Below are 17,915 nucleotides of genomic sequence, written 5' to 3' on the forward strand. Positions count from 1 at the left end.
GGCGATCGTAGTCGCGCCTCGTTGACCAGCGATCGGCGCATGTGTGGAAAGCCTAACGAGTCGTGGAGAGGTGATTGCGACGTGCCCTAACCAGGTGGCGCCATCGTTCGCGGGTCTGTTGTTCTCCATCGATCCACCGTGCTCGCGCGGTGTGCTCGGGAAGCGGAAGGCCGGCCATGAAGTGGGCGATGTCGACGTAGTAGGCGTAGTCGCCGCTCTGCGTGAGTTCGCGCAGGCGGGTGATCGCGATGGCAAGGTCGTCCTGGGCTTCGAGGACGGCGTGGTGGAAGCACAGGGCCAGTTGCAGTTTCGCCGCGGCGTAGGAAATGCCGGAGACACCGATTTCGGCGAGCAGTACGGCCGCCCGGCCGGGCAGGTCGGCGGCGAACCCGGCGTCGCGTACGAGAACGGCGATGCGAGCGGTCATCTCGCTGGAGCGCAGGCTGAGGTGGGACAACAGCCGTTCCGCCAGATCGAGTTCGTCATCGGCCCGAAGCGGGTCGGAGAAGGAGACGGCGAAGGCGAGATGCGCCTGCACCATGGCGGTCTCGCCGACCACACCGTGCTCCTCGGCTTCACTCCGGCCTGCCAGGTAGGCGGCTACCGCCCGCTCCATGTCGCCCTGCACCCACCACACGTCTCCCAGCACCCGATGGTGCAGAGGCGGTCTACCGCAAGCAGCTCCGGCCCGTGATCACGCAGGGTGCCGAAGCGATGGATGACATCTTCGCCGAAGATCAGGAAGGGGAGGACACGGAGGCGGACGAAGAGGGCGACGCGGTGGCCTGATCAAATTCGTTTGGCGCCCTATTTGGCCCCCCGAGCATGAAAGAGGGCCAATCGCGATCAGGCGATTGGCCCTCTGACCTGCGTCGGGGTGGCGGGATTTGAACCCACGACCTCTTCGTCCCGAATGAGGTTCGGTTAATGATCTTCCCTGTCTGGATTGTGTTTGCGCAGGTCAGGTGGGTGGTCCCGGTTGGTCTCGGGTGGTGTGGAGGGGGCTTCGGAAGCGGGTCGGCTCCCAGATGGCTCCCAGCGGGAATTCGGCTTCGCCGATGGCATCAGCATGGACTACTCCAATGCCGGATCGCTGAAGCGCTCGGGTTGCCCGTACCGGGCTCAGGCGAGTCGGTGAGTCCGAGGCTTGGCCTCGGCCGGCGTCTCGGCCGGGCGCGGGTCGTTCCACGGCATGGTGACCGGGACAGGTTCGAAAACCTCCGTGTGCTTCCGTATGGCCCTGGCCACGCTTGACTAATCGAGCGGCGACGTTGGGTGTATCCTCCTCAGCCGCGCTGCGGCTTCGTATAGGGGCCTACCGCTCAAAAAATCATCCCACCAGATACCATGCCATCCCCGGTCCCGAAGCCCTCCGATGATAGCGGGTACGGCCTCTGCGGTTCCCCCGCACGCCCAGTAGCCTTTGGAGAGGTCGACAATCGCGCCGGTGACTTGGCGTTCGATTTCATCCGTGATGGAAAACTCCGGGGAATATCGCTCCAGCGAAAGTATGAATTCGTCAGGAGCGACCACTCCCGGCTCGTTGACGTGAGAACTGATAAATTCACGCATACGACTCACGCTGAGTTCTTCGTCAGTGGTATGAACGTGCGCAATGAGTCGTGGCCGAGAGAGAGCGCCGCAGTTTTCGATGACGGTAGGGGTGAGTCGGACGTCACATACGCCCCGATACGAAAGGATTATCTCCCTTATGCGCCGAAGATCGGCCCAAGTAAGCTCATCAAGACGAAACCAGTCGGGCTGGCGAGGCCATGAGGCTGTCTCTGTACCGAAAATGCCATCTGTGAGCTCCCCCAGAGATTCTTCAGCCGCCCGGCAAAGTACGTTTTCAACGCTGCCGATGATGGTGTGCAAGTCTTCCCGGGAAATGAGTTCCTCTCTGGCCGAAAAAGTAATCCCCCAATTATGATCGTCGTGCATGGAAGCGGTTACCCATAGGTTGAGCCGGCCATTTCCTGCACCGACTGGCTCCTTCCATAGGCTGACCTTTGCCGGACTGAGGGAATCGAGGTCGACAAGGTCATTCTCCTCGCCACGCCTGAGCGGGTTCCTTATCATCCAATTGAGACGATTGCTGTCTATGCAGAGTTGAAACCCTCGTTCCATGCGCGCGCGGGCCACATCCTGTATCAGTGACACGTGGTCGTAATCAGAATATCGCATTGCCTGCAGCATTTTGGTGAAAGCTCTTCTAGCTGAATCGTCAAATTGTCCGCCCTCTGAAACCTCGAGGTTGGTGTAAACGGACTGGATATTGGGCTCCACTGTGGGGTGTGGGCTGAGAGTGGGCTTGGATATAATAGAGTTCCATCCGAATTGCGAACAGCCCGTATACTCGCCAAGTACTAGATTCAAGGCCGTCAAGAACACGCTTGAGGTTGAGGCTCCTGCCCGAGCGGCGATGCGGGTTGCACATTCTTGAATCTTAGGCGATACGACATAAGCTATATTTTTGAACGCCCATGGCTCTGGCGCCCGATGATACGGGAAGGATGTATTCGGGAAATTATTCAGGATTCCCGTTGCGTGTCGTAGCGCGCGATCACCCATAAGGGAGCTCCGCTCGGATTGCTCATTGATCAGACGGTCGCGCAACCTGCCCGCATGGGGTAGCCCTGCTGTAGCGGCTTTCTTTTCAAGCAGATTAGCCAGCATTTTCCTGGCTTCGCGACTCGCTAGACGAAGAGAGTTGCTGTCGACGAAGAGGTGATGTACCTGAATCACCAGAAAAACGGGGCGTCCGCAACTGGTCAAAACTTCCGCGCGCATGGCTTGAGAACGCTCAATGTCTATCTTTTTGGAGGCCAGGCGTTCTCTGGCTATATCTTGCTCGCGCAGATTCTCAGCAGAACCTTCCGGGAGCTCATCGACTGCGATCTCAGTATTGACCTCGGAGTCGACCACTTGGTGCACTCCCTCCGAATCCACAATAATGCGGGAGCGGAGAGCCTCGTGGCGTTCGGCGAGGCTCCTTATTGCATGGAGAATATCGTCGACGGACAATCCTTCCGCAAGTCTGACAGTCGCCACAGGGCACATCCAGGTCCAGTCGGCCGGATGGCCCCAGGCATTGTCGTGCAATATGAACCACTGGCTTCGGGTCAGGGGAAATTTGCCCACCGGATTCGACATTTTATGCACTCCTGATATTGTGAGAAGGGCCTTGCCGCGTGATCGCGCTGGTCGGCCAGTACGCCGACCGGGACAGGACGGTGTCGAGTTCGGCGAGTCCTCAATCTGCCCCTCAAAGATGCGACCGGCGCGTCGGCTTGCCGTCGATGCCGGTCACGTTCTGATGCCGAGCCCGACGAATGCCTCCAGCCATCCGCCGATGCCGGATCCGACGTCCACCACCGAGCTGGGGCGCACCGTATCGATGAGGAGAGGAACCACGACCTTCGCGGATCGTTGGACGCCGGGCAGGTGCTCCTCGTAGAACTCGTGGTCGTACTTCATGGTCGTTTTTCCTTTCAGCTGTAACCGAACAAGCTCGAGAGGGCATCGGCCGCGCGCAGTGCCGTCGCACGGGTCACATGGTGGGTGTTGGCGCCGAACTGGACGGGCAGGACGCTGGCGTCGGCGACATAGAGATTGCCGGTGCCGAACACCCGCAGATCCGGGGAGACCACAGCGGATCCGGGATCCGTGCCCATGGGACACGTGCCGTGAAAGTGGTAGGCACTGCGCACCTTCGGCAGGAGGCCCGCCGCGGAATTCCTGCCCTGGGAAGACGGGTAGGGGACCGGATACGGAGCCCTCATGCCCACGCCCTGGAATTCCTCTTCCTTCAGCAAGGCGCCGACATGCTCGGCGTACTGTTCCATGGCTGCCAGAGTGCGCGGAACCGCACCGTCGATGCGGGTGCGCAACCGCGTCCCGGACATTTCGAGCCGGACCCTTCCGGGGCTTATGTCGTGCAGCTGGGTGCAGCTGATGACGACGCGGCGGGACCACAACTGCCGCGTGCGGAGCCGGAAGTCGTGGAACAGCTCGAACGAACAGTCAGGGAGGTGCTCGTCCGTGGGCGAGGTCCGGCAGAGTACGGCGTGCCAGGGCCAGGGCGGTGCGGCCGGGGTGTCCGTGACCGTCGCCTCGCTCCACAGAACCGAGTGGTCCCGCAGGCGCGCCCCGACCGCCGGCAGGTCGAGCGCCACCGGGATGCCCAGCTCCTCGCTCGCGGCGGCCGCACCGATACCGGACCGCAGCAGGATCTCCGGGGTGCCCAGGGCGCCGGCCGCCAGGACGACGACGTCCGCACGGAGCTGGGACGGCCGTCCGGTTCTCAGGTGGCGCACGGCCACCCGGTCGACCCGTTCTCCGCGCAGCCGAACGTGGTCGACGACCGTTTCGGCGCGCAGCCGGAGATTGGCCGGTACGGGGTCGGGGAGGATGTGCTGCCGGTACGTCGTGGCGATCCGGCCGTCGGTGCACGCGCTGGGGACCAGCCCGACTCCGTGGGCTTCCGGTCGGTTGAGATCGGCGGCCGCCCCGAAAACACGCGCGCAGTAGGCGTGGAACGCCCGGTAGGCCGCCGGCAGCGTGGTCAGTTCGGCGACGTGCAAGGGACTGCCGACGGCTGGTTCGTCCGTGTCACTCTCCAGCCGGTGGAAGAGACTCGCCAAGTCCTGCGGAGACCATTCCTCACCGGCGACGCGGAACCACTCGTCGTGATCGTCACGCGTGCCCCGCAGGGCAATTCCGCCATGCATGAGTGACGACCCGCCGATTTCGGAAGGAGCGGGTACGAACTCAGCGCCGGTGTTTCGAAAGAAGGTCCGGGTGCCCGGCGTCACAGGTTTTTGCGGTACACGGTCCAGTAAACCGTCAGCGTCGTAATTCGTCCCGGAATCCACCAGCGTCACCTTCAACTTCGGCAATCTGCGCGCCAATACGCCGGAGATCAGACAGCCTGCGGTTCCTCCTCCCAAGACGAGCACATCGCAGGTTTCTTCCCATTGCTGAACGTGCATCATGTGGTTATCGTCTCTGGGTGTGATTCGAGCCGTCAAGAACAAGGAGCGGGCATGGTGTCCTATGATTTGGTTGTGGTCGGTGCGGGTCCCACCGGTGCGACCGTCGCGGAAATCGCCGCACGCACGAAAGGCTGGCGGGTGCTCGTCATTGAGCGCCGCTCACATGTCGCCGGTAACTGTTATGACGAGCTCTATCCCGGTACCGAACTCCTGTGGCATCGTTACGGGCCGCACTATCTTCGGTTCACGAGCACGGAAACAATGTCCTACGTCGGGCGATTCACGGAGTGGATCCCCGGCAACTACGTGGTCAAGTCGAACGTGGACGGGGTGCTCGTCCCGATGCCCATCAACCTGGAGACCATCGAACTCCTCTACGGTCGGGCCCCGTTGACGGAGGAGCTCGCGCGGGAGCTGATCCAGAGCGATGTGGTGCCGGTCGAGCACCCGGCCAACTCGGAAGAATTCATTCTCGGCCGGGCCGGGCGGAAACTCTACGAGAAACTCTATGCCAAGTACACGGCCAAGCAGTGGGGACGGTCCGCGGCCGAACTCGATCCGTCCGTCTGCGGCCGGGTCCCCATACGGTTCGACCGCAATCCGTACTACACGGATTCTCCGATGCAGGTCATGCCCCGGGACGGATACACCGCGCTGTTCGACAGGATGCTGCGCTCCTCACCGCTCATTGATGTCGTGACCGATGTCGACTGGTTGCAGGAACGAGTCCACGGGACCGCGGCAACGGTCTTCACCGGCCCTTTGGACGAGTACTTCGGGCACCGGCTCGGGCCCTTGCCCTGGCGGTCTTTGAGCTTCGAGACGTCGGTGGAGAACCGGCCGTGGTTCCAGCCCTGCGTCCAGGTCAACTACCCGGGAGACGAACCGTTCACCCGCAAGGTCGAGGTCAAGCACGTGACACGGCAGGTCAGCACCAGGACGGTCGTGGTGACGGAATTCCCGGCGGACTGCGGCGAGCCCTACTATCCCGTGCCCGCGCAGGAGAGCCGGAAGCTCTTCGCTGACTACGCCCGCCTCGCCGACGCGGAGCGGAAGTCCCGGCAGGTCTTCTTCGGCGGCCGGCTCGGCACGTACCGGTACATCAACACCGACGAAGCCATCGAGAACGCCATGAAGCTGGCCGCGGACCTGGCCTGACACCGTCCGCACGAACTGGTTGGTCTCTCTGGTTCACGCCACCTCTTCCCACTGCCGCACGAGCGTTGCAGGTGTGAATCTCGTTGGGGAAACCGCTTGTTTGAGTTCTCGGAGAGAACCACACGTTCCGTCAGGCGCGCAAGAGACCGTGTCCGCATTGGAGTTGCTCCAGGCTTCTGACCAGCGCTTAAGGGTTGGGCGTGGGTGTCGTGCTGCCCCCGTCTTCCACCGGAGAGGCAACAACCGGTTTCTATCGAGGTCTTGTCGGGTACCGACTCATGAGGCTACGGTCGTTCGCACTGGAGATCCGGCGTGGACAAGACCTCTTCGCCCCCATCAACCCATCAGCGCTACCGGCCATCGCTACACCGATGGCTGAACCGCCTTTGCCACTCCTCGCGCCGCATCAGGTGACAAGTGAAGAAGAACGGGGTGCATATGTCACAGCGTGCTGCTCTCATCACCGGGGGGAGTTCCGGTATCGGCCTGGCGACCGCCATCGAACTGGCCCGCGCCGGAACCAGCGTCTTCTGTATGGATGTTCAGCCGTTCTCCGATGATGTCCGCCACCACACGGACGGCCTTCCCCTCACTTATGTCGAGGGTGACGTTCGCTCACTCGACGACTGCCGGCGCGCCGTCGCCGCAGTGGAGTCCTCGCCGTCCGGCGGCCTCGACTTCGTCTTCGCCAACGCCGGTGTGGTGCATCGCGGCAGTGCGGAGACCCAAAGCCTTTCCGAATGGCAGGAACAGATCGACACGATCCTCACCGGCACCTTTCTGACCTGCAAGGCCAGCATTCCGGCGCTGCGTCGGCGCGGCGGCGGATCCATCGTGCTCAACGGCTCCAACTGCGCCCACATCGGCTGCCCCGACCGATTCGCCTACACGGCGGCGAAATCCGCCATGCCGGTGCTCGCCAAACAACTCTCGAACGACTTCTTCCACACCGCGAACATCCGCACCAACTGCGTATCACCCGGATATGTGGAGTCCGGGATGACCAGAAAGATTTGGAGCGCGCAGACGGGCCAACCCGAGGAGGCCGAGGTCCCCGCCGGTGTGCTGGCGAACTGGCAGAGCCCGGACCGTATCGCCTCGGTGGTCGCCTTCTTGTTCTCCGAGGAATCGGCGGACATCACCGGCGTCACCATCCCCGTGTCGAAGACGGCCCTGCTCCGGGTGGCCTCCCCGAGGCTCGCCTGAGCGGCCGGGGACGCGTCCCCGTACCAAGACAGTTCATGACTCGTGAGAATGAGGTGGAGATGATCGACGCCGACCGTGTGCTGTTCGACGGCGTGACAGGTGCGATCCGCAAGGCCAAGCAGATGAACGGGGACCCGGGCGACTACGAGATCACCCCCGCCTCGCGGCTGGACGCCGACCTGGCGATGGACTCCCTGGACCATGTCGCCATGCTGGTCGCGATCGAAGAGGAGTTCGGCGTCATCGCGAGCGACGAGGACTTCGCCCTGGGGTCCGTCACGACGGTTGCGGATGTCATGGACGTCGTACGGCGGCTGACCGATGTCCCACGTCACTGACCATCTGCTGGTCGGCGCGCGGGACGCCGACAACGTCACCCTGGGCGCCGCCGAACACGCCGCGGTCGTCGACATCCTCACGTCGACGAGCAAGGACGGCGCGGTGGTGGCCCGGGTCGGCTCGGGGTTCGTGCCGTCGCTCGCCTCGGCCGCACGCTCGCTCGGCCGCGCCCTGTGGTTCGTCCCCCGCGATGAGACCGACGAGACGCTCGCCCGGGTGGCGGAGGCGACGGGGGCCGAGACGTCTCTCGTGGAGACCACCCGGGCGGACGCGGACGGCACCGCCGAAGTGGCCGGTCACCACCTCCGCGTCACCGGCCATCGCTCCCGCACCGCCGCACCCGCACCGATCGCCGGAATCGGGATGATCACCTCCGGCTCCACGGGCGAACCACGCTACGTGCTGCGCGACTGGGACTCCCTGCTCCTGGAGGCATCGACGGTCGCCTCCGCCCTGCGACTCCCCGGCCCGCGCGCGTCGATCATCTGTGCGGCACCGCTCTCCCACGCCTACGGCTTCGTCATGGGCTACCTCGGTGCCCTCGTCACCGGCAGCCGACTCCTCGTGATACCGCAGACCATGACGGGACATCGGATCGCACACCTCGCGACACAGTGGTCCGCCGAGGCGCTCGTGGCCGTCCCTGCGCAGTACGCCCGCATGCGACGCGACGCCGGCGAACCGCTGCCCGAGAAGGTGCTGCGCGTGTGTGTCAGCGCTGGCTCGGATCTCACGCCGACCGTGCGGGCGGCCTTCTCCCGATCCTTCGGGCGGGTGATCGTCAACCACTACGGCACCACCACGAGCGGCTCCATCGCCCGGACTGACGGTGAGCAGCCCCCCGACTGCGTCGGGGTCCCCTACCCCGGTGTCAAGGTGACCAAGGGGGCGGACGGGGAGATCATCGTGGCCTCTCCCTGGTCGGCCGCCGACGACGCGGGGGAACGGACCGGTGATCTGGGCCACTTCGAGGAAGAGCAACTGCACCTCGACGGCCGACTGGCCGACCAGGTCAACATCCACGGGCGCAAGACGACACGGGCACGGATCGAGTCGGTCATCGTCTCCTGCCCGGGCGTCTCCGACGCCGCGGTGGACGTCGTACGGACCGAGGACGGTGACGGATGGGTCGTGGCGTATGTCGCCGCCGAGTCGGAGGATGTGGTCACGGCCGTGACCGCCGGCTGCCGACGCGATCTGCCGGCCTTCGCGCAACCCAAGCGGATCGTCGTCGTACCCGGCATCCCGAGGACCGAGCGCGGCAAGCTGCGCCGGGACAGGCTGCCGCCCCTCACCTGACCACCCCCGCCCCTGGTGGCGCCGTACCGGAAAGCACCGCAGAGAAGAGGTTTCCGCCCTCATGAGTCCCCTGAAACCGACGGACGACGTGATCCGCACCCTCCTCGAACGCCATCGGCACGAGGGCGTGGTTCCGTCCGCCGCCAGAGTCGTGGCCGATCTGTCGCCCGGGCTGTCCGAGGCGGCGATCGTCCGCGTCGACCTGGGCGCCGCTTCGCCCTGGGGGCGCTTCGTGATCCTGAAGGCCGGCTCCCTCAGGGACGACGAGGCCCCCGGTGGATTCCGGCGCGGGTCGCTCGGCGCCGAGCGGGAGGCGGACGTCTACCGCACGGATGTGGTGTCGTGCCTGACCGGAGCGGTCACGACGCCCACCCTGTACGCGGTCGACCGGACGGACCAGGCGGTATGCCTGTGGCTCGAGGACGTGGCCGCGAGCCTGGACGTCACCTGGGACGTGCCGCAGGCGGTCCGGGCGGTGGAGTCGGCCGCGCAGCTGCACTTGGGCGAGGTGCCCTCGTTCGAGCCGGAGGCCGACTGGACGAGCAGCGAGTTCGAGGCGTTCCGCCATCACGTGCCGGCGGCCCGGCAACAGGTGCTCGCCGCCCTGAAGGGCGGTGACGACACGAGGTCGGTGCTGTCGGCCGAAGCCCTGCGGTGCGGGTCGCGCCTGCTTGACGACGCGGAGTCCTACGCCCGGCGGCTCGCCGAGGCGCCGACCGCGTTCCAGCACGGCGACTTCCACATCGACAACGCGGGTTGGTCCGCCGACGGACGGCTGCTCCTCATCGACTGGGCGCAGGCGGGCCTCGGGCCGATCGGCGGCGACATCGCGGTTTTCCTCAGCAACTACCGGGCGCGCGGCGGAAACCTCGGCGCGCTCACCCGACGCGAGTTCGACGAGTTGATCACCAACACGTACTGCCGCGCACTCGGCGACGGCGGCGCGAGCGACTCCCTGGTAACGGCGGCACGGCAGGTCATCGACCTGTGGTCCGTGTCGTGGGCCGTCCAGGTGCGGCTGGGACCGGGACTGGCCGCCGCCGGCAACGACGGTCTCGACCCCGGTATCCGGGCCGGTATCGAGCAGGACATCGCGGAAGGCCTGGAACGCGCCCAGGACGCCGCCGAGCGGCTCCAGCAGCCGTGAGCACACGACGCGCCAGGCCACAACAGAAGGAGGGCGGATGACGACCGACACCGCGGTGGTGATCAGCATCGACTCGGCCTATGTACGGCCGGCCTGCACGATGCTGCGATCCCTCGCCGCGAACACCACCCTGGACCGGGTCGCCGTGCGGGTCGTGCACAACGACCTCGACGAGCAGGCCATCGACACACTGCGGCAGCAACGCCCGGACGTCCTGACGATCGAGCCGGTCGAGGTCGAGGGACCCGACCTCACCGTGGACGCGCGGTCCCACATCTCCGACGCCACCTACCGCAAGCTCGCGGCGGCCCGGGCTTGCCGGGAATTCGAGCGGCTGCTCATCATCGACGTCGACCTGGTCGTGCTCGGCGACATCCGGGAACTGTACGACGTCGACCTCGGGGGAAAGACTCTGGCGGCCGTCCAGGACGCCTTCAACCCCTGGCTGACGTCGCCGTTCGCGTTCCCCGCGAGCGCGGGCGCCGAGGAGAAGTACGCGGGACTGCCGTACTTCAACTCCGGAGTGATGGTGGTGGACGTCCAGAAATGGATATCCAGCCGGACGGACGAGCGAGCCGCCGAGTTCGCGCGGGACCCCGCCCGGGTGAAGATCTGGGAGCAGGACGCCCTGAACGGGGTGCTGATCGGGGAGTGGACCGCACTGGATCCGCGGTGGAACTGCTTCCCGATCAGTGAACTCGCCCGCCACGACCGCGTCCGGAACATGCTCGCAACCCATGGCATGGGACTGCGGGAACTGCGGGCGCGGGAAGCCCAGGCGAAGATCCTCCACTTCGTCGGACGGGACAAACCGTGGCTGGACACCTATCCGGAATCGCCCAACAAGAAGCTCTACAGCTCCTTCTGACGTCCTTTCCCGCGCGCTGGTCGTGGGATTACGACGGACCTTTGGTGGATCATGCACTCGGTGAAACAATCCGATTCCGCGTCACGGTTCGTACGCCTGCTGACCGGATTCGACGGCAACGTCACCAACCTGCTGGAACAAATCGTCGGCGCCCCCATTCAGGTCGTCGACGTGCGCCAGCATGACATTCCCCTGCCCGCGAAAAGTGTGCTGTACGACCACGGCAACCGCACCGCACTGCGCCGGGACGCCGTCCTGATGTCGCAGACCGGGCTCCGCCTGGCCACCGCACGCTCCCATCTGGCACTCGCCCGGCTGCCGCCCGAGGTGCAGGGCGCGCTGCGCTGCGGCACCCAGCCCATCGGGCGGATTCTGACCCGTCACCGGCTCGAGGTGTTCCGCGAGGTGGTCCGCTGCCGACTGCTCGCACCGACACCGGGCGATGCCGATCCCCCCTCGCACTCCGACGACGATCCGGTCGTCGAGCGCGTGAGCCAAGTCTGGCGGGACGAACGTCCCGTCATGGAGATCACCGAACTGTTCACGCGCATCTGTCTCGGCCTGTTGTGAACAACTCCTCAGGGAAGGGAAGCAGGACCGTGTCCCATGTGAGCGCAGTGGTCACCGGCGCCGGCGGATTCATCGGGGGCCACCTCGTCGCCGCCCTGCTGAGACAAGGAAAGTCGGTGCGCGCCGTCGACATCAAACCCCTCGACGAGTGGTGTCAGGTACACCCCGAAGCGGAGAACATACGCGAGGACGTCTCCCTGCCGGACAGCGCACGCCGCGCGGTGCGAGGCAGCTCCACGGTGTACAACCTCGCCGCCGATATGGGCGGAATGGGTTTCATAGAGAACAACAGGGCCGCGTGCATGCTGTCGGTCCTCACCAGCACACACGTCCTGAAGTGCGCCCGAGAGGAAGGTGTCGAGAGGTTCTTCTACTCCTCGTCGGCCTGTGTCTACGCGGAGGGCCGTCAGAACACCCCGAACACCGCGCCCCTCAGGGAAAGCGATGCCTATCCGGCGATGCCGGAGGACGGCTACGGCTGGGAAAAGCTCTTCAGCGAGCGCATGTGCCGTCACTTCCTGGAGGACTACTGCTTCCAGACCCGGGTCGCCCGCTACCACAACATCTACGGCGAGTTCGGAACGTGGTACGGCGGCCGGGAGAAGGCACCGGCAGCGCTGTGCCGCAAGGTCGCGACGGCGGCGCTGACCGGTGAGAAGTCGCTCCGTATCTGGGGCGACGGGAATCAGACCCGCACCTTCACCTACATCGACGACTGCGTTCAGGGCACGCTGCTGATCACCGAGGGAGACCATCCGGAGCCGGTCAATCTCGGCAGTGACGAGATGGTCAGCATCAACCAGGTCGTCGACATCCTCGAAGACATTGCGGGCGTCCGCCTGGAGCGCCAGTACCAACTGGACGCTCCACAGGGGGTGCGCGGGAGAAGCAGCGACAACACGGAGATCATGGGCCGGTACGGCTGGGCCCCGTCGACCTCCCTCGCGCACGGGCTGGAACAGACGTACGCGTGGATCTACTCGCAGGTCAAGCAGGCTCTCACATGAGTGAGCCCGTCATCAGCGCCGACCGGCTGACCAGGGAGTTCACCGTGTCCGGCACACGGGTCGCCGCCGTCGACCGGGTCTCCTTCGAGGTGGGCGGCAGCGAGATCGTGGCACTGCTCGGCCCCAACGGCGCCGGCAAGACTACGTTGTTCAGAATGCTGGCCACGCTGCTGCGGCCCACCGCGGGAACGGCATGCGTGGCCGGCGCCGACGTGGTCCGGCAGTCCCGGGCGGTCAAGCGGTCCATCGGATACGTGCCGCAGATGAGCGGGTCCCCCAGCCGCGGCCTGCTGGTCGGCGAGGAGATCTACTGCTCGGCGCAGTTGCAGGGCCTGAGCCGGGCGGAGTCCAGGCGCCGCAGCGAGGCCGTCGTCCGGGCCTTCGGCCTGGAGCGCCTCGCCGACCGCGAACTCCGCTTCCTCAGCGGAGGCCAGCGGCGCCGCGTCGACATCGCCATCGGCCTCGTCCACCAGCCACGCGTCATCCTGCTCGACGAACCCACCACCGGGCTCGACCCGGACGCCCGGGCCGAGCTGTGGACGCACATCCGGCGACTGCGCGAGGCAGAGGGCGTGTCCATCCTCATGTCGACGCACTACCTGGACGAGGCGGAGTCGCTGGCGGACCGGCTCATCGCCCTGAACGGCGGCCGCGTCATCACGGTCGGCTCACCGAGGGAGCTCAAGACGACACTCGCCGGCGATGTCGTGGTCGTCCGCGCCGGCCGCCCCGGCCCGCAGCCCTGGCCGACTGAGGAACTCCAACGCCTCGACTCCGTCCGATCGGTCGTGGCGGACGGCGACGAACTCACCGTGACCGTGGCGGACGCGGGCACGGTCATGGTCGGCCTGGTGATGTCCCTGGTCGCGGCCCACGTGATGGTCGCCTCGGTCCAGGTGCACACCGCGGAACTCGAGGACATCTTCGACGAGATCACCGGTGGAGGAGGTGCACGGTGGACGCAGGCGGCCTCTCTTCCGCATGGCTGATCCCCACCTGGGTAGTGGCACGGCGGCAGTTCATGATGCTCGTACGCAGCCCGCTCAGGGTGGTCTTCGGGTTCACGCAGCCGCTGATATACGTGCTGTTCTTCGGCCCCTTCATCAGCGTGGCGTACCCGCAGGGGGACTCCGGCCGACCGGGCGGGCTGAATGTGCTGGTGCCGGGACTGCTTCTGCAACTGACAGTCTTCAGTGCCGGCTTCTCCGGCTACGCCACCTTGCAGGAGCGCAGGGAAGGAGTGCTCGACCGGCAGCGTGTCTCCGCGGCGGCACCGGGCAGTCTCCTGTACGGCCGTTCCCTGGCAAACGCCACGGTCACCGCTGTCCAGGCAGCAGTGATCACCGTGTGCGCCCTGCCCCTGGGGTTCCGGTGCAGTGCCGGCGGCGCACTGCTCGGGATCGTGCTCATCTTCCTGCTGAACCTCGGGGTGTCCGTCGGATCGTCGGCGCTGGCGTACCGGCTTGCCGACGAGACGACGTTCACCCCGATCGTCCAGAACGTGTCCCTGCCGCTGGTGATTCTGTCGGGGGTGCTCCTTCCGTTGACGCTGGCGCCCAGCTGGCTGCGGCGGATCGCGTTCTTCAATCCCCTGAGCCATGCGGTCGACGCGCTGCGCGCGGCCTACGCCGGAGAGTTCGGCGACTCCGTCCTGTGGACGGGAGGACTGGTGGCAGTGGCGCTCTCCGCCCTGCTCACGGTCGCCGGCGTGCGGTCGTTCACGCGGGCGGAGGCCTGATGCATCCATCATCGAGGGCAACGAAAGGCGGGACCATGCGCACAGCCGGCCGTACCGTGCTGTTCTTCCCCTGGAGTCATGGTGTCGGATTCGGTTACGTCGGCCGGTCGCTGACCATCGCCAAGGAGCTCGCTACCCACGGCGTGCGATGCCTCTTCGCGTGCGACACCAAGGAGGGACACGTCCGGCGTGAGGGCTTCGCGCTCGCCGACCCGGCGGACGAGTACGCGACGGCCGTACCGGACATGGGGTCCAGGCAGGGCGCGTACATCGCGATCGACGGGCTGGACACCGTGTACGCGATGTCCCGCTACTACCACGCCGAACGCATCCGGCGTGAGCTCGAGGCCAACCTCCGGCTGATCAGGTCCGTACAGCCCGATCTGGTGGTCGTGGACCTCAGCCCGACCGGCGCCATGGCGGCGCGGATCACCCAGGTCCCGCTGGTGTCCGTCGGGGACTCCGACTACTTCCGCGACGAGGACCTGTGCTGGATGCCGCCGGTCCAGCACGAACGGGTGCGCCGGCCCTACCCGAGCTGCCTGCCCGCGTTCACCGAGGTGCTCGCCGAGCACGGCCTCCCCGCGATCACGCACGTGAGCGATCTGCTGTGGGGCGATCTCACCCTGATCGCCAGTGTGGAACTGCTGGAGAAGTCCCAGCCCCCGATCCGGTCCCGCGGCCCGATGAGCCTGGTCGGCCCGATCGAGTGGGAGGCCGTCGACGACGAGGGTTCCTCCGACGCCCGCCTCGAGGAGTTCGGCGAGCCTGGGCGGCGCCTCTACATCTCCCTCGGCCACGGCGGAAAATACACCGTGGACCAGTTGGGGACCCTGGTCGAGGGTGCCACGAGCGCCGGCTGGAGCTGCCTGGTCGGCGCCGGATTCCGGCCCCCGGACGGCCTGTCCGTGGCGGAGTCCGCCCGCGTGCGCAGCGTGCCGTTCGTCGGTCTGGACCGTCCGCTGGGCTGGGCGGACGCTGTCGTCCACCACGGCGGCTACACCACCGTCTTCGCCACGCTCCGGCACCGTAAACCCGCCGTGGTCATCCCCTTCATGTCGGAGCAGGAGGCCAACGCAGCGCATTTCGTGGAATCCACCGGCGCCGGGTTCCTCCTGCGGAAGCTGACGCTCGGCACCGGACGGGAGTACCTGACGTTCGCCCACCGCTATCGGCCCGCCTCCACGGACCCCACCGTGACGCCGCATGATCTCAGGCTCGCCCTGGACGAAGTCGGCGAGCGAGGCGCGTTCACACCACCGACCGAGGTGGCCGCATCCATCGACGACGCACGCGCACAGCGCGATCTGACCACTGACATCGGCACTGCAGGTAACTGGTGAAGGACTCCCGGAGAGATTCAGCCATGACTCGTGTCTCCATCGTCATGACCACCATTCGTCCGTCCGCGACCATCCGTGACTACGCGGTCGAACTCGCGGACTCCGGCGCTTCCGGGGAGGTGATCGTGGTCGGTGACCGACGCGGCGACGCGGAGGTCGGCGACCTGTGCGCCCGGTTGCGCAGTGAGGGGCTGCCCGTTGTCCACGTCGGCGTCGCCCGGCAACTGAAGCTGCTGAGCCGCGCCAACCGCCTACGGCCCTTTCTGCGCTGGAACTCCATCCAGCGCCGCAATCTCGGTTTCCTCATGGCGGCGGAACTCTCCAGCGATGTCATGATCTCCGTCGACGACGACAACATTCCGGTCGTCGGCGACTACCTCAGGCACCACCTCAAGGTGGGCGCCCGGGGCGAGTTCCCGGCGATCTCCTCGCCCGCCGGATGGTTCGACGTCGGCCAACTGGTCGAGTGCTCGCCCCCCGTGCCGATCCGCCACCGCGGCTTCCCCCTGGGCAAGGCGGGCCACCGGGGCACCTTCGAAACCGGCCGGGCCGAGGGCCGCATCGTCGTGAACGCCGGCCTGTGGACGGGCGATCCCGACATCGACGCGGTCACCCGTATCGCGGTGCGCCCCGCGGCCACCGGCATCACCTCCCTGGGCGGTGAATGGCCGGTCGTACTCGCCCCGACGACGTGGTGCCCGTTCAACTCGCAGAACACGGCGTTCGCCCGGGACGTCCTTCCGGCATGCTTCCTGTGGGGCATGGGAGAGCGGGTCGGGGATGCCGTCATCGACCGGTACGACGACATCTTCATGAGCTACTTCGCCCGCCGGATCATCGACCACTTCGGCGACCTGGTCGCCTACGGCCCGCCCGTGGTTGAACAGCTCCGCAATGACCACGACCTCCTGAAGGACCTCGCCGGTGAGATCCCCGGCATGCGGCTCACGGACGACTTCGTGGACCGATTGCGCTCAACCAGGTTGACCGCGACCTCGTACCTCGACGCGGCCCGCGAACTGGTAACGCTGCTCCAGGAAGCGGCGGTGTTGCTGGGCGATGAACGAGTGGAGGAGCAGACGTTCTGGCTGCGCAGCCTCGCCGCGGTGGACGGCTGGCTGGACGCGTATGAGGAGTTCGCCGGACAGGCCCACGCGGTGGCGCCGTAGACCCGTCTGGCAGCGGAGTTTTCCAGCGCGGCCAGCGTGAGAGGAAGAAGATGGAAACGCCTCCCAAGCATTCCTTGTCCGAGATAGCCTGCACCCTCCCGCCGGAAACCCGAGCGCCCAGGGAACTGAACCGCGTACTCGTCGCCGGCGGGGCAGGCTTCCTCGGCTCGCACGTGTGCGAAGCCATGCTCGGCAACGGCGCGGAGGTCATCTGCGTCGACAACCTGACCACCGGAACCACTGAGAACGTGGCGCACCTGAGCGACTCCCCGGGCTTCTCCCTGCTCATCCAGGGCGCCGAGGAGGACCTGCCCGTGGACGGCCCCCTCGACGCCGTCCTCCACCTGGCCTCTCCCGCCTCGCCCCAGGACTTCGACCGGCTGTCCATCGAGACGCTCAGGGCGGGCAGCGACGTGACGTTCAACCTGCTGGCCCTCGCCCGCGCCAAGGGCGCCCGCTTCCTGTTCTCCTCCACCTCGGAGGTGTATGGCGACCCGCTGGAGCATCCGCAGACCGAGTCCTACTGGGGACACGTCAACCCCATAGGTCCGCGCAGCGTGTACGACGAGAGCAAGCGGTTCGCGGAAGCACTGGTGACGGCGTACCGCAAGAGGTATGGCGTGGACACGGTCATCGTACGACTGTTCAACACCTACGGGCCGCGTATGCGGGCCGACGACGGCCGGGTGGTCCCCACCTTCATCAGCCAGGCCCTGACCGGACGCGATCTGACCGTCACCGGCGACGGCCTGCAGACCAGGTCCGTCTGCTACGTCGACGACATGGTCCGCGGCATCCTTGCCGCCGCGCTCAGCCGCCACTCGGGCCCCATCAACCTGGGCAACCCGGACGAGAGGCCGATCATCGACCTCGCCCACACGGTCATGAGCCTGTGCGGTACGTCGTCCTCGGTGAGCTTCGTCGAACGCCCCGAGGACGATCCCTCGCGGCGCCGGCCCGACATCTCCCTGGCCCGGTCCGTGCTGAACTGGCATCCCAGGGTCGGCCCGGAGGAGGGGCTGAGGAGCACGATCGCCTGGTTCCACTCCCGGATCGTCCGGTGCTGAGCGAGGGAGC

The 17,915-nt window shown here is 66.2% G+C and carries 17 protein-coding genes; 13 read left to right on the top strand and 4 right to left on the bottom strand.

All coding sequences use genetic code 11. The features are described 5' to 3' along the window. Nucleotides 1–52 precede the first annotated feature (52 nt). From Q4V64_RS28925 to Q4V64_RS28940, 4 genes are all read right to left on the bottom strand, one after another. The gene (locus Q4V64_RS28925) at nucleotides 53–649 is read right to left on the bottom strand and encodes a hypothetical protein (RefSeq protein WP_253266965.1); all 597 of its coding nucleotides are present in this window, start codon (nucleotides 647–649) and stop codon (nucleotides 53–55) included. Nucleotides 650–1,254: 605 nt separating this feature from the next. Then, nucleotides 1,255–3,153, bottom strand: coding sequence for a condensation domain-containing protein (locus Q4V64_RS28930; RefSeq protein ID WP_124440345.1), 1,899 nt, complete (start codon nucleotides 3,151–3,153; stop codon nucleotides 1,255–1,257). A gap of 153 nt (nucleotides 3,154–3,306) precedes the next feature. Beyond that, nucleotides 3,307–3,477 carry a hypothetical protein gene (locus tag Q4V64_RS28935; RefSeq protein WP_172629213.1) on the bottom strand — a complete coding sequence of 57 codons (171 nt, stop codon included), beginning with the start codon at nucleotides 3,475–3,477 and terminating at the stop codon, nucleotides 3,307–3,309. 14 nt (nucleotides 3,478–3,491) lie between these two features. Beyond that, nucleotides 3,492–4,994 carry a GMC family oxidoreductase gene (locus Q4V64_RS28940; RefSeq protein ID WP_124440344.1) on the bottom strand — a complete coding sequence of 501 codons (1,503 nt, stop codon included), beginning with the start codon at nucleotides 4,992–4,994 and terminating at the stop codon, nucleotides 3,492–3,494. Between Q4V64_RS28940 and Q4V64_RS28945 the strand changes: the two genes are divergently transcribed. The 13 genes from Q4V64_RS28945 (at nucleotide 4,986) to Q4V64_RS29005 (ending at nucleotide 17,905) form a co-directional block, all read left to right on the top strand. Next, nucleotides 4,986–6,152 (top strand): UDP-galactopyranose mutase, encoded by a 1,167-nt coding sequence (locus Q4V64_RS28945; RefSeq protein ID WP_253266966.1) that lies wholly within the window; start codon nucleotides 4,986–4,988, stop codon nucleotides 6,150–6,152. The genes Q4V64_RS28940 and Q4V64_RS28945 overlap by 9 nt on opposite strands. Nucleotides 6,153–6,590: 438 nt before the next feature. Continuing rightward, on the top strand, nucleotides 6,591–7,358 hold the full coding sequence (locus Q4V64_RS28950) for an SDR family oxidoreductase (protein WP_124440342.1): 768 nt from the start codon (nucleotides 6,591–6,593) through the stop codon (nucleotides 7,356–7,358). Between the two features lie 35 nt (nucleotides 7,359–7,393). Then, complete coding sequence (locus Q4V64_RS28955) at nucleotides 7,394–7,696, top strand: acyl carrier protein (RefSeq protein ID WP_216377616.1); 303 nt, start codon at nucleotides 7,394–7,396, stop codon at nucleotides 7,694–7,696. Further along, a complete protein-coding gene (locus Q4V64_RS28960) occupies nucleotides 7,680–8,996 on the top strand; it encodes an AMP-binding protein (protein WP_124440341.1) in 1,317 nt (438 codons plus the stop codon). The genes Q4V64_RS28955 and Q4V64_RS28960 overlap by 17 nt, the downstream gene beginning before the upstream one ends. A 61-nt stretch (nucleotides 8,997–9,057) precedes the next feature. Continuing rightward, complete coding sequence (locus Q4V64_RS28965) at nucleotides 9,058–10,143, top strand: phosphotransferase (RefSeq protein ID WP_124440340.1); 1,086 nt, start codon at nucleotides 9,058–9,060, stop codon at nucleotides 10,141–10,143. A 37-nt stretch (nucleotides 10,144–10,180) separates the two neighbouring features. Next, entirely contained in the window at nucleotides 10,181–11,011 is an 831-nt protein-coding gene (locus tag Q4V64_RS28970) for a glycosyltransferase family 8 protein (RefSeq protein ID WP_124440339.1), read from the top strand. A 60-nt stretch (nucleotides 11,012–11,071) separates the two neighbouring features. Continuing rightward, entirely contained in the window at nucleotides 11,072–11,581 is a 510-nt protein-coding gene (locus Q4V64_RS28975) for a chorismate pyruvate-lyase family protein (RefSeq protein WP_172629211.1), read from the top strand. Nucleotides 11,582–11,619: 38 nt separating this feature from the next. Beyond that, a complete protein-coding gene (locus Q4V64_RS28980; RefSeq protein WP_124440337.1) occupies nucleotides 11,620–12,588 on the top strand; it encodes an NAD-dependent epimerase/dehydratase family protein in 969 nt (322 codons plus the stop codon). Next, on the top strand, nucleotides 12,585–13,577 hold the full coding sequence (locus tag Q4V64_RS28985) for an ABC transporter ATP-binding protein (protein WP_124440336.1): 993 nt from the start codon (nucleotides 12,585–12,587) through the stop codon (nucleotides 13,575–13,577). The genes Q4V64_RS28980 and Q4V64_RS28985 overlap by 4 nt, the downstream gene beginning before the upstream one ends. Beyond that, a complete protein-coding gene (locus tag Q4V64_RS28990) occupies nucleotides 13,544–14,326 on the top strand; it encodes an ABC transporter permease (RefSeq protein ID WP_216377614.1) in 783 nt (260 codons plus the stop codon). Before Q4V64_RS28985 ends, Q4V64_RS28990 begins: the two co-directional genes overlap by 34 nt. Before the next feature lie 35 nt (nucleotides 14,327–14,361). Further along, on the top strand, nucleotides 14,362–15,669 hold the full coding sequence (locus tag Q4V64_RS28995) for a nucleotide disphospho-sugar-binding domain-containing protein (protein WP_172629210.1): 1,308 nt from the start codon (nucleotides 14,362–14,364) through the stop codon (nucleotides 15,667–15,669). A 23-nt stretch (nucleotides 15,670–15,692) separates the two neighbouring features. Beyond that, on the top strand, nucleotides 15,693–16,838 hold the full coding sequence (locus Q4V64_RS29000) for a hypothetical protein (protein ID WP_124440334.1): 1,146 nt from the start codon (nucleotides 15,693–15,695) through the stop codon (nucleotides 16,836–16,838). 74 nt (nucleotides 16,839–16,912) lie between these two features. Continuing rightward, complete coding sequence (locus Q4V64_RS29005) at nucleotides 16,913–17,905, top strand: NAD-dependent epimerase/dehydratase family protein (protein WP_253266964.1); 993 nt, start codon at nucleotides 16,913–16,915, stop codon at nucleotides 17,903–17,905. Nucleotides 17,906–17,915: the final 10 nt, after the last annotated feature.

Origin of the sequence: Streptomyces sp. NL15-2K, assembly GCF_030551255.1 — a bacterium.
Taxonomy (GTDB): domain Bacteria; phylum Actinomycetota; class Actinomycetes; order Streptomycetales; family Streptomycetaceae; genus Streptomyces.